This window comes from Rahnella sp. R3(2024), assembly GCF_042920125.1.
Classification (GTDB): Bacteria; Pseudomonadota; Gammaproteobacteria; order Enterobacterales; family Enterobacteriaceae; genus Rahnella; species Rahnella rivi.
In genome coordinates, this window is sequence record NZ_JBHGBU010000001.1 from 3,959,688 (window position 1) to 3,975,665 (window position 15,978).

Consider the following 15,978-nt stretch of genomic DNA (forward strand, 5'->3'; position numbering starts at 1 on the left):
TGTCTCGTTAATTTATGTATTGCAGATGATGTGATGCAGAAAACAGTTGGGATGCAGAGTTTAACGCTTTGATAACAGTCTTGTGAAACGCTAATATTTGCAATCTGCTGTGAAAAATATTGAAGGCTAAGTGATGTGGTCAGAATACGCCCTTGAAGTAGTTGATGCGGTAGCACGTACCGGTAGTTTCAGCGCAGCAGCGCAGGATCTTCACCGTGTGCCTTCTGCCATCAGCTATACCGTTCGTCAGCTGGAGAACTGGCTGGCTGTTCCTTTGTTTGAACGGCGTCACCGTGACGTGGTGCTGACGCCTGCCGGAAAAGTTTTCGTTGATGAAGCACGGATTCTGACAAAAAAAATGATAGCTACGCGTCGGCAGTGCCAGCAGGTCGCAAACGGCTGGCGTGGCGAGCTGCGGGTGGCGGTAGACCGAATTGTGAAACCCGCCAGAACGCGGCGGCTGGTGCTCGATTTCTACCGTCATTTCCCCGATACGGAACTTATCATTCATTCCGAAGTATTTAACGGCGTCTGGGATGCGCTGGTCGATGGCCGCGCAGACGTGGCAATTGGCGCGACGCGGGCGGTGCCGGTGGGCGGGCGTTTCAGTTTTCGCGATATGGGTTTTATGGATTGGCACTGTGTCGTCAGCCCTCAGCATCCGCTTGCGCATCTCTCCGGCAGGCTGAACGATGACCAACTGCGGCCTTATCCGGCGCTGTGTCTGGAGGATACTTCGCGCACCTTACCCAAGCGTGATACCTGGACGCTGGATAATCAGCGGCGCCTGGTCGTGCCTGACTGGACTTGCGCGCTGGAGTGTCTGAGCGAAGGTTTATGCGTAGGGATGATGCCGGTTCATCGCGTGAGTCATCAGATTGAACAGCAGAAATTACAGGTTCTGGCGCTGGAGAATACGTTCCCTGACAGCCCGTGTTGCCTGACGTGGGATCAGAGTAACTCCTCTCCTTCGCTGGCCTGGCTGCTGGAATATATGGGCGATACAGAAACGATGAATCAGGAATGGTTACGGGATTAGAAAATAAACATCCACCTCTCCGGGAGGCGGATGTTTACTGGTGTGATAAATGTTTGGTCAGAACGTAACTCTTATCCCCGCATTGGCCTGATGGGAGTTAATACCCTCATCGTCTCTGTTTAAACGCTGCTGATACCGGAAGCCAGTATTGATCGGGACGAGAAAAAACGCCTGCACAGGCAGGCGTCAGATTTTTGTTAACGGCGATAATCGCGGAAAGGGCCGTCGGCTACTGACCGGCGCTCGACCAGTTTGGGATGGACCTCAATGGTCTGTGATTCTTCGCGTTTGCTGATAATTCTGTCCAGCAGCATGGTAAACGCCATTTCGCCCAGACGCTCTTTCGGCTGATGCACAGTGGTTAATGCCGGAGAGAAGTAACGCGCATTTCGCACATTGTCATATCCGATCACCGAAATATCCTGCGGTACGCGTAAACCGAGCTCATCTGCCGCACAGATAGCCCCCATCGCCATCACATCACCGCCACAGAAAACAGCAGTAGGGCGCTGTTTCTGCATCAGGATTTTGTGCATCGCCTGATACCCCGATTCCGGTTCGAAATCACCCTGAACTACCCACTCTTCGCGCAGAGGAATGTTGGCTTCGTTCAGCGCCTTGACGAAACCCTGGAACCGACCGCCACCGGTATTACGCGCCAGTTGCCCTGGGATCACGCCAATATCACGATGCCCGCGTTCAATCAGATAACGACCGGCCATATAACCGCCTTCGAAGGCGTTATCGATAATGCTGTCAGTGAAGTTTTTGCGCGCCTCGCCCCAGTCCATGACGACCATCGGAATGGAGCGGTATTCTTCCAGCATATTCAGCAGTTCATCCGGATATTCCGCGCACATTACCAGCAAGCCGTCGACGCGTTTTTGCGCCAGCATTTGCAGATAGGCCTGTTGTTTCTCCAGATTATTATGCGAGTTACACAAAATCAGCGTGTAGCCTTTGGAGAAACAGCTGTTTTCAACGGCTTCAATGACTTCGGCAAAGTAGGGCGCTTCACTTGAGGTCGCCAGCAGGCCAATGGTTTTGGTGTTATTGACCTTCAGGCTGCGCGCAACGGCGCTTGGCGAGTAGTGAAGCTCTTTGATAGCCAGCAGAACCGCGGTTTTGGTGTCTTCGGCGACGAAACGTGTTTTATTGATGACGTGCGACACGGTTGTGGTGGAAACGCCAGCGCGCTTAGCGACATCTTTAATCGTTGCCATGTAAACAATGACTCCTGAACTCACGTGTTTCAGCACGTTAGCATTATGTTAATCGTTTGCTTGCGTGGATTTCACTGCGAGCTTTTAAAAAGGCAGTGAAATCGTTGGGTGGATTCGTCAGAGTGAGGCGCAAAACGCTCTCGGGTGAAATCGACCGGCACACAGGCGTGGTAACCGACAATTTTCTCTTATAATGCAGCAAAGTGGAAGTGTTATTGTGGAATATCGCGCATGAATCAACGCGGGATTTTAGCGATGAAGTATGAGAAAATGCGTTGGCACACATTTTATGTGGCTTAATGAAACGCCACAATTGATCCGTAAGGGGGTTTTATGGACAGTAATCTGAAATTGTCGTTGATTACCACCGTTTGCGCGTTGCTTATGATTATCGCTTTCAGCTTCACCGCAGTGATGAACTAAAAGCTCTGTCATCGGGCAACAAAAAGGGCGAACCCTATACAGGGATCGCCCTTTTTCAATTTTGCACATTGACCCTTTTTCGCCGACATTCTTCCCTGCACAAACGCTTCGTTAAATGCTATTCAGTGATGATTAGCGGAACTTCAAATTTAACGAACTGCTTATTATCGGATCGTTTTCGGGGTCATTACCCGACGTGCACCTACATAATGATCTTGCCAGTAATCGTCGCCCAGTGAGGTAATTTTGATGTCTTCACCGGTACGCGGAGACTGAATAAACTTGCCGTTACCGACGTATACCCCGACATGGTCCGCGGCACCGCGGTTATTAATTCTAAAGAAGACCAGATCGCCGGACTCCAGTTCACCGCGTTTCACCGGTGCGGCATCGCGCAGGTGGTACATCTCGTTGGCGGTGCGTGGCATTTTGATACGAATCAGATCTTTATACGCGTAATACACTAAACCACTGCAATCGAAACCGGTATTGGGTGAGGTACCACCCCAGCGATAAGGTTTGCCGACCTGGTGCATCAGCTTGGTCATCGCCGTTTGCTGAGCATGCTGATAACGTTTCTTGTGGGTCGCGCTTAACGTAATGGGCTTGCTGTCTTCTTCGGCTAATTTCTTGCCTTTTCGGTGTCGGCCATACGCTTCTTTCTTGCTGGTCTTTGCGGTGGTGTTTTTCGCCAAAGCCCGGGTTTTACTTTTCTTATCTGCTTTGGTTTCAGCTCTGGTGGTTTTGAGTGTTTTTTCTTTCTTACTCTCGGCCTTACTTTCAGCCCGCGTCGTTTTCACTGTTTTGACAGAAGAGGCCTTTCGCGTCACCAGTTCGGTGCTTTTGACTCTCTTACTGGCATTTTTTTCCTGACTCTGTTGTTCTTTCACCGGTGCCACTTTGGTTTTTTTAGTGGTTTTCGCTGCAACCGTTTTTCGCTTTCGACGTTCCTCAGGGGCAACCTGATTAACATGACTCTTTCGCTGATCGGCAGAAACACGACTCTGCGGTGACGCATGAGCAATATTCAGAAACAGCTGGGTAAAGAGCAGCACAAAAAGCGTGAACAGTAAGCGCATAGCTTCGTTACCATAGGTGGTTAGGTTAAACATCAGAGATGTCAGAGTATTGCCTAAAAGAACCAGACAAAACAGCACGAATTGCATCGATTCTAGATCATATTGTGAGAAAAAGTTAATAGCTTTTAAAACGTCGAAATAAACGCCATTTTTAGTGAATAAAATGACCGTTTTTCAGTAGGTTAATATTTGTGTTAAACCATGGCGAAATGCAAATCCCTGGTTAATGTCATCGCCAAAAATGTTATTCTCGATGAATCTTTATTTTAGTGAGCCCGCACGCAGGCACTTAAAATAGTGAAATAAAATGTCAGTATTGCGAAAGACCCTGCAAAAAATGGCGTTTTTATCTGATAGCTGCCATCGTTACAATAGAGGGCAATGTGATTCAGCACTTTTTTGTGCTGCGCGTGAAGAGTAATGACCGTGACAGCCTGTACCGGCTTGAGGAAGCAAGAAATGACCACTCCAACAATTGAAAAAATTCAGAAGCAAGTTTCTGAAAACCCGATTCTGCTGTACATGAAAGGCTCGCCAAAACTGCCAAGCTGCGGTTTTTCTGCACAAGCAGTTCAGGCATTGTCTGCCTGTGGTGAACGTTTTGCTTACGTCGATATCCTGCAGAACCCGGATATCCGCGCAGAGATGCCAAAATTTGCTAACTGGCCTACCTTCCCGCAGCTGTGGGTTGATGGTGAACTGGTCGGCGGTTGTGACATCGTGATTGAAATGTATCAGCGTGGCGAACTGCAACAGCTGATCAAAGAAACCGCTGAGAAATACAAATCTTCTGAATCTGAAGAGTAATCAGCAGCGGGAATTGGCGGCCTTCAGGGCAGCTGATGACAATAAAAAGAGCGACATTGCGTCGCTCTTTTTGTTTTTATGCGTCCGGCCTGTTTGTCCGTCAGCGTGTTCCTTCACGTCAACCGCTTACTGCTGATGTTCTTCTGATGCGGTTTCGTCTTCCTGCTCTTCGGCGCTGATGGCCAGCGGCCAGCCGCCCAGGCGCTTCCAGCGGTTTACCAGCTCGCAGAACAGTTCAGCCGTGCGCTCTGTGTCATACAAGGCGGAGTGCGCCTGGCTGCTGTCAAAGACCATCCCCGCGCTGATACAGGCTTTTGCCAGCACCGTCTGCCCGAGCACAAGCCCGCTCAGCGCTGCGGTATCAAAGGTCGCGAACGGATGGAACGGGTTACGTTTCAGCCCGGCGCGTTCGGCGGCGGCCATCAGGAAGCTGTGATCAAAATTGGCGTTGTGCGCCACGATGATCGCGCGGTTGCAGTTCTGCTCTTTCATCCCTTTACGGATGACTTTGAAAATCTCATGCAGGGCGTCATATTCGCTGACCGCACCCCGCAACGGATTTGTCGGGTCGATACCGTTAAACGCCAGCGCCTCTGGCACCAGAATGGAACCTTCGAAAGGCTCGACGTGGAAATGGACCGTCTCGTCGCTTTCCAGCCAGCCGTCTTCATCCATTTTTAGCGTGATGGCGGCAATTTCCAGCAGCGCATCAGTTTTGGCATTGAATCCGGCAGTTTCAACATCGATCACTACCGGATAAAAACCACGAAAACGGCCTCTCAGGGCGTTAATGTCACTATTCTCGGCCATTAGTTTCTTATCTTTATCGAATTCAGCGCACATTATGGCAAATTTTGCCGCGAGTTGCAGGCGTGTGGCGAATATTCGACATTTCAGTGGGCAAAAAAAAGGGCGCTTTCGCGCCCTGAGACTGCACGCAACGGATCAGTTGCCCAGACCCTGGCCTGCGTGTTTGGATTCGATCAGCTCGATTTTGTAGCCGTCCGGATCTTCAACAAAAGCGATAATGGTGGAGCCGCCTTTGACCGGGCCCGCTTCACGGGTGACTTTGCCACCTGCGTTACGGATGTCGTCGCAGGTTTGCGCCACGTTATCCACGCCTAACGCGATGTGCCCATAGGCAGTGCCCATGTCATAGCTGTCAACGCCCCAGTTGTAGGTTAACTCAATGACTGCGCCTTCGCTTTCATCCGTGTAGCCAACAAAAGCCAGCGAATATTTGTATTCCGTATTTTCACTGGTACGCAGCAGGCGCATGCCTAAAACGTCGGTGTAGAAGCTGATTGCGCGTTGTAAATCGCCAACGCGAAGCATGGTATGGAGTAAACGCATAGGTTCCTCTTTATTTGCAGGATGAGAATAATCAGTTTTAGCCTAACCGATAGCGGCGGTTTTGTCTGTAAAACCCCGAACAGAGGCTGGATTTCTGGCCAAAAAAACGGCGGCCGGAGGGCATCGGTCGCCGAAAAGTGGAGATAACTTTTATAACATTACAGGGTCGGGTAATCGGTATAACCCTGAGCGTCGCCGCCGTAGAAGGTTTCTGGTTTTGGCTCGTTAAGCGGTGCATGAGATTTCAGGCGCTCAACCAGATCCGGGTTAGCGATGTAGCTGCGGCCAAAGGCTACGGCATCGATGTAACCTTTTTCGATCAGTTCTTCGCCTTTCTCAGCCGTGTAAGCGCCGGCACCGACAATCACGCCCTGATAATGCGCGCGGATCACCTCACGGAACTCAGTGGTGTAAGGCTTACCACCAGCCCAGTCAGGCTCAGAAATATGCAGATAAGCCAGTTTACGTTTGTTCAGTTCATCCAGCAGATAGATGGCTGCCTGCACCTGATCTTCACCGTTATCCAGGCCGTTAAACGGTCCCAGTGGTGAAATACGGATACCCACACGTTCTGCGCCGAGCTCTTCAATCGCAGCATCCACCACTTCCAGCGTCAGGCGTGTGCGGTTTTCAATGTTGCCACCGTACTGGTCTTCACGCAGGTTAGACGCCGGAGACATAAACTGGTGCAACAGATAACCATGCGCAGCATGCAGTTCGATGTAATCGAAACCGGCTTCTGCAGAGCAGGCCGCAGCGTGACGGAAATCATTGATGATGCCCGGAATTTCACTCAGTTCTAACGCACGCGGAGTAGGGCAGTCGACGCGGATCGCGTTGCCTTGCTCATCACGCAGACTGGTGCGGGTATTGGGGTTGACGGCAGAAGGCGCAACCGGTGTCTGATTGTCCGGCTGCACACTGTTGTGTGAGATACGCCCGGTGTGCCAAAGCTGAACGGCGATATGTCCTTTTTTATCATGAACGCCTGCAACGATTTTCTTCCACGCAGCGACCTGCTCAGGCGTGTGCAAACCGGGCGCGCCCGCATAGCCTTTCGCCTGGAAAGAAACCTGCGTCGCTTCAGTGATGATCAGGCCAGAGGTGTGGCGCTGGGCATAGTATTCGCCCATCAGCGGCGTCGGGATATCACCCGGTTCAATGCTGCGCAGACGGGTCAGTGGAGCCATAAATACTCGATTCGGTAAGGTATTTTTACCGACAACAATCGGGGAGAAAAGCTTGGTCATGTCAAAAACTCCAACGTTAATGGACTGATCGGTAAGACGTTAAGGGATCTCAATCACGTCAAACGATCTTAAATAATGGTGTCTTTTTTATCCCATCTTCCTTGCCGGTGACTACGCGCACGGTGCTTTTTCGCGAAATATCTCTCATTGCCGGGTGTGCATGGCGGGTTCAGGAACAGAAAAAGAATAAAAAAGAGCCGGCGGGTGCCGGCTGAGGTGAGGGCAAATTTCTGTTTTCTTGATGAGGGCAGGCGAAACAGTCTGACCATTTCCGACAGGTGAAATGGCTAAACGGACGGTAGCAGATCAGTGTTGCAGTAATTTGAAGAATGAAATGCATGACGTGATTCACCTTGCGGGATGGCGGGAAAACGTCTTGAATAAAAGTTCAGCACTATTTGCGGAGGGCCTGTGGCTCAGCAGCTCGAGTTTTTTGACATCCCCAGCCCGTGCCGTGGCATCTGCCAGGCCGACGAACGGGGCTATTGCCGTGGTTGCCTGCGCAGCCGCGATGAACGCTTTGGCTGGATAAAAATGACCGACACCGAAAAACGCCATGTGCTGCGTTTATGTCAGCAGCGGTTGTTGCGTCAGCAGCGCGCCGGAAAAACACCCGATGAACCTCAGCCGGAGCAGCCGGAGCTGTTTTAATCATCAAAGCGGGCGTCTTAGCTTCACATCCTTCTGTTTCTGCCTGTCAGCATCAATACAGCGCGATGGCCGTTGTGTATTCTGTTGGACGAAAATATCAAAAATAAGGAGATGATCATGGATCCACGTACCCCTTTATCGCCACAAGGCCCGGTTTTCTCAACGCTGATTTGTGGTTACTGGCGTCTGATGGAATGGGAGATGACAGCGCAGCAGATTCAGACGTTTATGCAACAGCATATCGAACTGGGCATTACCACCGTCGATCATGCTGACATTTACGGAGGTTATCAGTGTGAAGCGGCATTTGGTGAGGCTCTGCGCTTAAAACCGGCGCTGCGTGAGCAAATGGAGCTGGTCAGTAAGTGCGGTATTGCCACCACTGCCGATCCTGACAATAAAATCGGGCATTACATTACCGATGCGCAGTACATCATTGCACGCGCGGAAAAATCCCTGACCAATCTGCACACTGATTATCTGGATCTGCTGTTGATCCACCGCCCGGACCCGCTGATGGATGCCGACGAAGTGGCAGAAGCGTTCACGCAACTGCACAAAAGCGGCAAAGTAAAACACTTCGGCGTCTCTAACTTCACGCCAGCACAGTTCAACCTGTTACAGTCACGCCTGCCGTTTTCGCTGGTCACCAATCAGGTTGAAATCTCTCCGATCCATCAGCCTGCGATCCTCGACGGAACGCTGGATCAGTGCCAGCAATTACGCATCAAACCGATGGCCTGGTCATGCCTGGGAGGCGGACGTTTGTTCAGTGAAGCCGGGTTCCAGCCACTGCGCGATGAGCTGCAAAACGTGGCGAATGAAACCGGCGCTGACACTATCGAACAGGTGGTGTATGCCTGGATCATGCGTCTGCCGTCGCAGCCGTTGCCGATTATCGGTTCCGGCAAAATTGAACGCGTGCAGTCTGCGTATAAAGCGTTGTCTCTGGAGATGACCCGCCAGCAGTGGTTCCGTATCCGTAAAGCGGCGCTGGGTTACGACGTTCCGTAACCCTTTGCGGGTGAATGGTCAGGCGGGTTTTGTGGTGATTAACGCAGGATCCGCCGGGCCATCTTCCGTCGAAATCGCCTGTTGAAGTTGTGACAGCGAGCAGTACAACCGCCAGATTACCCCCGCCAGTTCACGCGCCGCAGGTTCAGGATGATGTGCCAGCGAGTTGCTCATGCGCAATAATTCCGCAAGGGTCGCATCCAGATTTTCATGACTGACGCCGCGCTCAGTCATCACACCTTTCAGACAATGAATACAGACGTCGCGCACCGCTGACAGCGGATCGGAGCGGGTTTCCCATTCGCGTAACTGCCAGACAATGTGACTGCAGTTGAGCAGCACCACGCCCCAGCGCAACAGCCATGTGCGGGAAATCTGATCTTTACTCTGACTCAGCTGGTTCATCCGGTGATAAATCAGTGATTCAAACTGGAAATGGCTCAGGGAGGGTTTGCGGCTAAGTTGATCCATGAAATCCCGGCGCAGTGCCCGGATTATGCGACGGCTTTTGCGCTTATCAGAGCTTGGACGCAGAACCTGAAACGCAATGCCGGCTAACATTACGCCCGCGATTTTTGCCACGCCGTCGTTCATGAACGCACCATAGTCATAATCCGGCGGGTTAGTCACCGCAAGAAACGAGCCCATAAATACGATCATCTGCCCCCATAACCCGGCATAGCGTTTATATTGCAGTTTCATCATTTGCATGGTGACCAGCATTGGCAGGAAAAAGGCGCAGAACACCCAGAAGTTATCGATCTGAATCATCAGCCCGAACTTAAGCACAAAGCAGCCGATAAACAGTAACCCCAGGGATTTGATCAGCAATGTTACGCTGCTGATGGGAGACGCGGTGGAGGAGTAGAGCACACAGCTGACCGCCGTCAGCGCCACGGCACCGGCGCCGGAATCCCATTGCGTCGTCATCCAGAACGCGCAACCGATCACAATGCACAGGAACGTTCGCAGGCCGTTATAAGCGGCTTCAACGGTATCCGTATGCTGCGCCAGATGGGTGATTTTTGGCGGCTGGAGGGTTTCGGCTTCGGCCACATTGGCGTTCTCCACGCGGCGTAACCAACGTTCGCTGCGCACGTACAGCCAGCAGAAATCGCGCAAACGCGTCCAAAACGCCTGATGGCGAAAATCGGCGGTGTCCTGAGGTTTTATCAGCAGAAGGATCTGCGAAAGCCGGTATTTGTCGGTGTCGGGTTTACGCAGTTCATCGAGCAAAATACTCAGGACTTGAGCAAGATTTTCGGGCGGCTGCGGCCAGTTCAGTAACATGCGGCGCAGGCTGGAAATAAAACTGGTCATGCGCAGTTGCTGATGCAGCAAATAATTAAGCACATTGTTTTGACGACGTAGCCGGTAATGGCTCCAGACTGCCTGAATACGTAACAGATTCAGTGTCAGTATCTGACCGATCAGCCCCTCGTGAGAACTTCGGATTTGCTCATTGATCTCTGCGTTCCATAACAGTTGCGCATGTTCCAGTAACTGGGTGTGCATTTTGCGCAGAGAGGTAAGCAGGGCATCGCCGTCCGACGTGCTGGGCAGCACCATCATCATGAAACCACCGCATAAAATACCGGTGATCACTTCACCCACTCGCGCCTGAGCGATGTCAAAAATTTGGGTAGGATCCGTGACGTCGACGGTTGAAAACGCAATGATTGCCGCCGTGTAACCGGCCAGCGCGAAAGCGTATGAGACGTTATTTTGATAATGGTTGGAGATGTAAGTACACAGGCCAAGCCAGGTGGCGATGGCCAGCGTGAAAAGCCAGGGTTCATTGAGACAATGCCCGGCGATAAAGACGGCCCCCATCGCACCGAGCAGGCTGCCAATAATACGGCCGATACTTTTACTGATCACGCCGCCCACGGTGGGAAAGCTGACTACCGCTGCGGAAGTTAACGCCCAGTAGGGTTCATCCATCTGAAATTCAAAGGCGATATACAGCGCCAGTATCATGGCGATGGAGTTGCGCAGGGCGTACCGCCATTGGCCGCCGGTGGCTTTTCCCCACGGGGTATTCTTCCATTCCAGCCAGGAGAAATTCACGGCATGGCCTTAATTAAGGATTGAAATGGTGCAGGTGGTGCCTGCAACCAGAATGGTGTTTGCGGGGACCGTGTCGAGCTTAATGCGCACGGGCACACGCTGCGCCAGACGCACCCAGGGTACATTTGGTTTGACGTTCATCAGCAGGTCGTCAGAGGCGTCCAGGCTCTGGTCATAAATCGCCCGCCCAATACTTTCCACATGGCCTTTAAGAGGAATATTACCGTTAAATAAAGTGATGTCCGCCAGATCGCCTTCACGGATATTTTTCAGTTTGGTTTCTTCGAAATAACCCAGCACATAGAAAGAATGAATATCCACCAGGCCGACCAGAGGTGTGCCGGTGGTGGCATAATTGCCTTTGCGGGTTTGCAGATTGGTTATATAACCGTCAGTGGGCGCGACAATATTGGTTTTACTCAAATTCCATTTGGCCTGTTCTAATGAGGACTGCGCCCCCTGATAAGCCGCCTGCATGGCTTTGGCGCTAATATTGGACTCATCCAGTGACTCGGCAGAAATAACGTTGGTGCCCAGACCACGACGGCGCGCGGCTTCATGATTGGCTTTGGCTAAATCCGCTGCCGCTTTCGCCAGCGCCGCTTCGGCATTATCGACGGCAATTTTAAAGGGGACCGGATCCAGGCTGAACAGCGGATCGCCACTTTTAACAAACTGATTATCATGCACATTGATGTCAATGATCCGGCCGGAGACTTCCGGTGTGATATCAACAATTTCAGCCCGCACCTTACCATCCCGCGTCCACGGGGATTGCATGTAGTAATTCCACATCCACCATCCGGCACATATTGCGACCGCGAAAACCAGCACAGTTGAGAAATATTTAAGGGTTTTGAATTTCATTTTCAGAGGTTCACCATAAGCAACAGTGCGGCGCAAATACAGATCACAAACAGGGATAAATCCATCAGCGTCGGATGCCAGACTTCGCCGGAATAAATCCAGTCACGTACCACCCGATGGATCAAAAGCCAAAAAACCAGTCCCAGTAAAAATGCTTTAAACATCGGGGGGAAATAAAGTGAGGCACCGACCACCAAATCGGGGAGCGGGAAGCCTGCGTGAAACATTTGCGCATTCACAATATTAATCTCTGCCGGTGATTGTGTTATAAACGAGTTTACCTTTGGAAGCATTGTGGCCGCTTCCGGATGCAACAGTACCTACCATTATATATAGAATTGTAATTTCTCGATTAAAGTTCCTAAAACTAAGCTAAACTCTGGGGAGTTATCTTAGCATGCTAATTATAAGGAGGGGGTAATTGGAATCGAATCTGGGGTCAGATCTAGCACGATTAGTTCGTGCCTGGCGTGCGTTGATTGACGATCGGCTAAAGCCGTTAGAACTCACGCAAACGCATTGGGTAACATTGCACAATATCAATATGTTACCTCCGGAACAGTCACAAATTCAGCTGGCGAAAGCCATCGGTATCGAGCAGCCTTCTCTGGTCCGCACGCTGGATCAGCTCGAAGAAAAGAAGTTGATCACCCGGCAGACCTGCGCCAGCGATCGCCGCGCCAAACGCATCAAACTCACCGAAGAATCTGCGCCGATCATCCATGAAATGGAGACGGTGATTGACTCAACGCGCAAAGAAATTTTGTCCGGTATGTCTGCTGCTGAAATTGAACAACTGGGTGGGATGTTGTCTCGCCTGGAAAAAAATATTGCTGCATTGCAAAGCAAATCATAAATCACTTTTGTTCTGTTCACGTCACACAGCGTTGCTTTGACTCTTTCTTTAAGGGTTGCCCATAAAAAAACCGAAGCCTTTGGCTTCGGTTTTTGGTTTCAGGCTGTCTTACAGACTGAGAAACTATCAGGCACCCGGAGAAACCGTGATAGTGCTGCCACTGCTGGCCATGCTGACACGTTGTCCGACGCTGAATTTAGTCGCACCGGCTTTCTGAACAACCTGAATCGTTGACCCGTCATCACGGCGGATTTGCAGCTCTACACCGTTAGAACGGTTGAGGGTGCTTTGAACGCCCTGACCCGCCACGCCACCTGCCACTGCGCCCGCAGCGGTTGCCAGACTACGACCGGTACCACCACCGACGGTATTACCCAGGAAACCCCCTAACACGGCACCGCCCAGCGCACCGATAATATTGGAATCATCGCCACCCTGAATCTGTACTGCACGGGTAGAAACGATGGTGCCGTAGGTGACCTGCTGGATTTGTTTGGCCTGCGAAGAGGAGTAAACATCGCCAGACAGAGAATTATCGCTGACGCAGCCAGCAAGGGAAACGCCGGCAAGTGCGACGACCAGTAAACGCTTAATCATAAATAGCTCCTTTATATGCTGCTGCACATCTTTCAGGGTAGAGACAACAACAGAGAAAAACCGATACACAGTTCAACATCACTGTCGAGGCTGTCATATACCATATTCACTTAACTGTCTTCGAGTATACCGAAGTTCGCCTCAACTAATAATAAACGCAGGTTTAAGTTTAAGACAGCTTTGTGTTAAATCAAAAACACCTGCAGTTAACATAGTTAAATGTTGATTTTTACATTGTGGATATTTCTGAAAGAGGAAAACGTGGGATGAAAAACACGGAGTCATCACAAGGCGTAATAAAAATTCAGTAATTCATGGTGTTGTCATCGCAATTCTGCCTACTCTGTGTCAAACCCTGTCGGGCACTTTTTTTGTGAGGAGTGAAGGATGTTATCTATAAAGTCGGGTCGCTATATCGGCGTGATGTCCGGCACCAGTCTGGATGGCGTGGATGTGGTGCTGGCGGCCATTGATGAACGCATGGTGGCGCAGCAGGCAAGTTATTCGCATCCCATCCCCATCGCGCTGAAAAATGCCGTGCTGGGAATGTGTCAGGGTCAGCAGGTGACATTGCAACAGGTCGGTGAACTGGACACGCAGCTGGGTATTCTCTTCGGGGAAGCGGTGTTGGGCTTACTGAAAAGCGCAGGAATTTCACCCGAGGAAGTCACGGCGATTGGTTGCCACGGCCAGACGGTCTGGCATCAGCCAAAAGGCGACACCACATTTTCCATGCAACTGGGTGATAACAACCGCATTGCGGCCATGACCGGTATCACGACCGTCGGGGATTTCCGCCGCCGTGATATGGCGTGGGGCGGGCAGGGTGCGCCGCTGGTCCCTGCATTCCATCAGGCATTGCTGGCCGATACGGCCGAACGGAGAATGATCCTTAATATCGGCGGCATCGCCAACCTTTCAATGCTTCTGCCCGAACAACCGGTCCGTGGCTATGATACCGGCCCCGGCAACATGCTGATGGATGCCTGGATCTTGCGCCACAAGCATCAGCCTTACGACAAAAACGCGCAATGGGCGACTCAGGGGCGGGTGAATTTACGGCTGCTGCAGCAGATGCTTTCGGACCCCTATTTTGCCGAGCCAGCGCCGAAAAGCACGGGGCGCGAATACTTCAACATGGCGTGGCTGGAGAAACAGCTGGCACGCGGCCACGAAATCTCTCCGGTCGATGTTCAGGCCACGCTGACCGAACTGACGGCCGTCAGTATTGCCGAACAGGTTCAACTGACCGGCGGCTGCGATCGCCTGATGGTGTGTGGCGGTGGTGCCCGAAATCCGTTGCTGATGGCACGGCTCTCCGCCATGGTGCCAGGCACCGAAGTGTGTACCACGGATGCCTTTGGCATCAGCGGTGATGACATGGAAGCGCTGGCGTTTGCCTGGCTGGCGTTCCGCACGTTATCCGGTCAGTCGGGTAATCTGCCCTCCGTGACCGGCGCCAGCCGCGAAACCGTGCTCGGTGCGATATATCCGGTGGTTTCCCCCCGATCCTGATGCGTTCTCGGTTTTATCTCAATGTGCCGCGCCAGCGGGCGTGGTACATAACTGAGAGAGACTAAAAACAATCAGGGAGCACAAAATGAAAAAGGCGATTTTCGCTGCTTTAGCAGGATTAACGCTGGCCGGATGTAGCCAGTTTCAACATCAGGCTGAGAGCCCGACGCAGGAGTTACATTATCAGTGCGGCACCTTGCCGCTGACCGTCACGCTTGATAAACCTGCCCAGCAGGTGAGCATGGTGCTCGACGGTGAGCAACTGAAACTGAAACAGGTGGAATCCGCTTCCGGCACTAAATACAGCGACAGCCGTTACACCTTCTGGTCGAAAGGTAATCAGGCCTTCGTACAGCGTGGTGATAACGTCATCATTGATGACTGCGTGCAGAAATAACCCCCCTTAGCCTTTCCCAACCCGCCGCGTCAGGAACATTGAGATCCTGGCGCGGCGGGTGCACAATGCCATTACCTTTTGTTGAGATGCAATTGAACCCATATGGCTGATAATAATGAATTTGATGTTGCTGACTCGCGCCGGGAATACACGCGCGGCGGGCTGCGTCGCGCCGATCTGACTGCTGAGCCGCTGCCTTTGTTTGAGCACTGGCTGAAACAAGCGTGTGACGCGAAACTGGCAGATCCGACAGCAATGGTCGTGGCGACGGTCGATGAACAGGGTCAGCCTTACCAGCGGATCGTGTTACTCAAGCATTACGATGAAAAAGGGCTGGTGTTCTACACCAATCTGGGCAGCCGCAAAGCGCAACAGCTGGCGAACAACTCCCGCATCAGTCTGCTGTTCCCGTGGCATATGCTTGACCGTCAGGTGATTGTGCTCGGTCAGGCTGAGCGGCTTTCCACGCTCGAGGTGATGAAGTATTTCACCAGCCGCCCGAAAGACAGCCAGATCGGCGCGTGGGTTTCACAGCAGTCCAGCCGGATTTCGGCGCGCGGCGTGCTGGAAAGTAAATTCCTCGAACTGAAACAGAAGTTCAGCAAAGGCGAAGTCCCGTTGCCGAGTTTCTGGGGCGGTTTTCGCGTGAAAGTGGATTCGATGGAGTTCTGGCAGGGCGGCGAACACCGTCTGCACGATCGGTTCATTTATCAGCGTGACACCGCCGAAAGCCAAACTGGCTGGAAAATAGACCGCCTCGCCCCTTAACCACGAAAAAACACGCGATTCCCTAGCGCTCGGGCGACGAGCGCTTTATTCTATGGCGTTCCCCTTAAT

At 51.9% G+C, this 15,978-nt stretch carries 18 protein-coding genes; 9 read left to right on the forward strand and 9 right to left on the reverse strand.

Translation table 11 applies throughout. From position 1 onward, the window contains the following. The first annotated feature begins 133 nt into the window (after positions 1–133). Positions 134–1,039 (forward strand): DNA-binding transcriptional activator PunR, encoded by a 906-nt coding sequence (gene punR, locus ABSH60_RS18050; RefSeq protein WP_390975129.1) that lies wholly within the window; start codon positions 134–136, stop codon positions 1,037–1,039. A 197-nt stretch (positions 1,040–1,236) separates the two neighbouring features. Here punR and purR read toward each other — a convergent pair whose 3' ends face one another. After that, positions 1,237–2,262, reverse strand: a complete 1,026-nt coding sequence (purR, locus tag ABSH60_RS18055; protein ID WP_056773596.1) for an HTH-type transcriptional repressor PurR — start codon at positions 2,260–2,262, stop codon at positions 1,237–1,239. A gap of 333 nt (positions 2,263–2,595) precedes the next feature. Between purR and ABSH60_RS18060 the strand changes: the two genes are divergently transcribed. Beyond that, positions 2,596–2,685 (forward strand): YnhF family membrane protein, encoded by a 90-nt coding sequence (locus ABSH60_RS18060; RefSeq protein WP_122095584.1) that lies wholly within the window; start codon positions 2,596–2,598, stop codon positions 2,683–2,685. A 164-nt stretch (positions 2,686–2,849) separates the two neighbouring features. Here ABSH60_RS18060 and ABSH60_RS18065 read toward each other — a convergent pair whose 3' ends face one another. Continuing rightward, positions 2,850–3,764, reverse strand: coding sequence for an NlpC/P60 family protein (locus tag ABSH60_RS18065; protein ID WP_390975807.1), 915 nt, complete (start codon positions 3,762–3,764; stop codon positions 2,850–2,852). A 459-nt stretch (positions 3,765–4,223) separates the two neighbouring features. Between ABSH60_RS18065 and ABSH60_RS18070 the strand changes: the two genes are divergently transcribed. Then, positions 4,224–4,571 carry a Grx4 family monothiol glutaredoxin gene (locus tag ABSH60_RS18070; RefSeq protein ID WP_056773605.1) on the forward strand — a complete coding sequence of 116 codons (348 nt, stop codon included), beginning with the start codon at positions 4,224–4,226 and terminating at the stop codon, positions 4,569–4,571. Positions 4,572–4,697: 126 nt separating this feature from the next. Here the strand turns inward: ABSH60_RS18070 and rnt are convergent, their stop codons facing one another. The 3 genes from rnt to ABSH60_RS18085 all read right to left on the reverse strand — a co-directional run bounded on the left by rnt (position 4,698) and on the right by ABSH60_RS18085 (position 7,174). Next, complete coding sequence (gene rnt, locus ABSH60_RS18075; RefSeq protein ID WP_072158074.1) at positions 4,698–5,414, reverse strand: ribonuclease T; 717 nt, start codon at positions 5,412–5,414, stop codon at positions 4,698–4,700. Between the two features lie 102 nt (positions 5,415–5,516). After that, positions 5,517–5,924, reverse strand: a complete 408-nt coding sequence (gene gloA, locus ABSH60_RS18080) for a lactoylglutathione lyase (RefSeq protein WP_056773609.1) — start codon at positions 5,922–5,924, stop codon at positions 5,517–5,519. A gap of 158 nt (positions 5,925–6,082) precedes the next feature. Further along, on the reverse strand, positions 6,083–7,174 hold the full coding sequence (locus ABSH60_RS18085; protein WP_056773611.1) for an alkene reductase: 1,092 nt from the start codon (positions 7,172–7,174) through the stop codon (positions 6,083–6,085). Positions 7,175–7,585: 411 nt separating this feature from the next. On the opposite strand from ABSH60_RS18085, the gene ABSH60_RS18090 reads away from it, so the two are divergent. Together ABSH60_RS18090 and ABSH60_RS18095 are read left to right on the forward strand one after the other, a co-directional pair. Beyond that, on the forward strand, positions 7,586–7,825 hold the full coding sequence (locus ABSH60_RS18090; protein WP_056773615.1) for a DUF1289 domain-containing protein: 240 nt from the start codon (positions 7,586–7,588) through the stop codon (positions 7,823–7,825). Between the two features lie 117 nt (positions 7,826–7,942). Further along, positions 7,943–8,839 carry an aldo/keto reductase gene (locus ABSH60_RS18095; protein WP_390975133.1) on the forward strand — a complete coding sequence of 299 codons (897 nt, stop codon included), beginning with the start codon at positions 7,943–7,945 and terminating at the stop codon, positions 8,837–8,839. Between the two features lie 18 nt (positions 8,840–8,857). On the opposite strand, the gene ABSH60_RS18100 is transcribed toward ABSH60_RS18095, so the two are convergent. The 3 genes from ABSH60_RS18100 to ABSH60_RS18110 are packed head-to-tail and all read right to left on the reverse strand — an operon-like array spanning position 8,858 to position 12,003. Continuing rightward, positions 8,858–10,909, reverse strand: a complete 2,052-nt coding sequence (locus ABSH60_RS18100; protein WP_390975136.1) for an FUSC family protein — start codon at positions 10,907–10,909, stop codon at positions 8,858–8,860. Positions 10,910–10,918: 9 nt separating this feature from the next. Beyond that, the gene (locus ABSH60_RS18105; RefSeq protein WP_056773621.1) at positions 10,919–11,776 is read right to left on the reverse strand and encodes an HlyD family secretion protein; all 858 of its coding nucleotides are present in this window, start codon (positions 11,774–11,776) and stop codon (positions 10,919–10,921) included. A gap of 2 nt (positions 11,777–11,778) precedes the next feature. Continuing rightward, the gene (locus tag ABSH60_RS18110) at positions 11,779–12,003 is read right to left on the reverse strand and encodes a DUF1656 domain-containing protein (protein WP_056773732.1); all 225 of its coding nucleotides are present in this window, start codon (positions 12,001–12,003) and stop codon (positions 11,779–11,781) included. Between the two features lie 194 nt (positions 12,004–12,197). Here ABSH60_RS18110 and slyA point away from each other — a divergent pair, with 194 nt between their 5' ends. Next, positions 12,198–12,632, forward strand: a complete 435-nt coding sequence (slyA, locus tag ABSH60_RS18115) for a transcriptional regulator SlyA (RefSeq protein WP_056773626.1) — start codon at positions 12,198–12,200, stop codon at positions 12,630–12,632. 126 nt (positions 12,633–12,758) lie between these two features. On the opposite strand, the gene ABSH60_RS18120 is transcribed toward slyA, so the two are convergent. Continuing rightward, entirely contained in the window at positions 12,759–13,229 is a 471-nt protein-coding gene (locus ABSH60_RS18120; RefSeq protein ID WP_056773629.1) for a glycine zipper 2TM domain-containing protein, read from the reverse strand. A gap of 396 nt (positions 13,230–13,625) precedes the next feature. Between ABSH60_RS18120 and anmK the strand changes: the two genes are divergently transcribed. From anmK to pdxH, 3 genes are all read left to right on the forward strand, one after another. Then, positions 13,626–14,744 (forward strand): anhydro-N-acetylmuramic acid kinase, encoded by a 1,119-nt coding sequence (anmK, locus tag ABSH60_RS18125; RefSeq protein WP_390975809.1) that lies wholly within the window; start codon positions 13,626–13,628, stop codon positions 14,742–14,744. An 85-nt stretch (positions 14,745–14,829) separates the two neighbouring features. Beyond that, complete coding sequence (locus tag ABSH60_RS18130; RefSeq protein ID WP_122095581.1) at positions 14,830–15,141, forward strand: MliC family protein; 312 nt, start codon at positions 14,830–14,832, stop codon at positions 15,139–15,141. Between the two features lie 102 nt (positions 15,142–15,243). Beyond that, a complete protein-coding gene (gene pdxH / locus ABSH60_RS18135; protein WP_056773638.1) occupies positions 15,244–15,909 on the forward strand; it encodes a pyridoxamine 5'-phosphate oxidase in 666 nt (221 codons plus the stop codon). The last annotated feature ends 69 nt before the right edge of the window (positions 15,910–15,978 follow it).

Excerpts from the sequence above, each read along its gene's own strand:
- punR (WP_390975129.1), top strand. The coding sequence starts at position 134 with ATGTGGTCAGAATACGCCCTTGAAGTAGTTGATGCGGTAGCACGTACC.
- purR (WP_056773596.1), bottom strand. The coding sequence starts at position 2,262 with ATGGCAACGATTAAAGATGTCGCTAAGCGCGCTGGCGTTTCCACCACA.
- ABSH60_RS18060 (WP_122095584.1), top strand. The coding sequence starts at position 2,596 with ATGGACAGTAATCTGAAATTGTCGTTGATTACCACCGTTTGCGCGTTG.
- ABSH60_RS18065 (WP_390975807.1), bottom strand. The coding sequence starts at position 3,764 with ATGCGCTTACTGTTCACGCTTTTTGTGCTGCTCTTTACCCAGCTGTTT.
- ABSH60_RS18070 (WP_056773605.1), top strand. The coding sequence starts at position 4,224 with ATGACCACTCCAACAATTGAAAAAATTCAGAAGCAAGTTTCTGAAAAC.
- rnt (WP_072158074.1), bottom strand. The coding sequence starts at position 5,414 with ATGTGCGCTGAATTCGATAAAGATAAGAAACTAATGGCCGAGAATAGT.
- gloA (WP_056773609.1), bottom strand. The coding sequence starts at position 5,924 with ATGCGTTTACTCCATACCATGCTTCGCGTTGGCGATTTACAACGCGCA.
- ABSH60_RS18085 (WP_056773611.1), bottom strand. The coding sequence starts at position 7,174 with ATGACCAAGCTTTTCTCCCCGATTGTTGTCGGTAAAAATACCTTACCG.
- ABSH60_RS18095 (WP_390975133.1), top strand. The coding sequence starts at position 7,943 with ATGGATCCACGTACCCCTTTATCGCCACAAGGCCCGGTTTTCTCAACG.
- ABSH60_RS18105 (WP_056773621.1), bottom strand. The coding sequence starts at position 11,776 with ATGAAATTCAAAACCCTTAAATATTTCTCAACTGTGCTGGTTTTCGCG.
- ABSH60_RS18110 (WP_056773732.1), bottom strand. The coding sequence starts at position 12,003 with ATGTTTCACGCAGGCTTCCCGCTCCCCGATTTGGTGGTCGGTGCCTCA.
- ABSH60_RS18120 (WP_056773629.1), bottom strand. The coding sequence starts at position 13,229 with ATGATTAAGCGTTTACTGGTCGTCGCACTTGCCGGCGTTTCCCTTGCT.
- ABSH60_RS18130 (WP_122095581.1), top strand. The coding sequence starts at position 14,830 with ATGAAAAAGGCGATTTTCGCTGCTTTAGCAGGATTAACGCTGGCCGGA.
- pdxH (WP_056773638.1), top strand. The coding sequence starts at position 15,244 with ATGGCTGATAATAATGAATTTGATGTTGCTGACTCGCGCCGGGAATAC.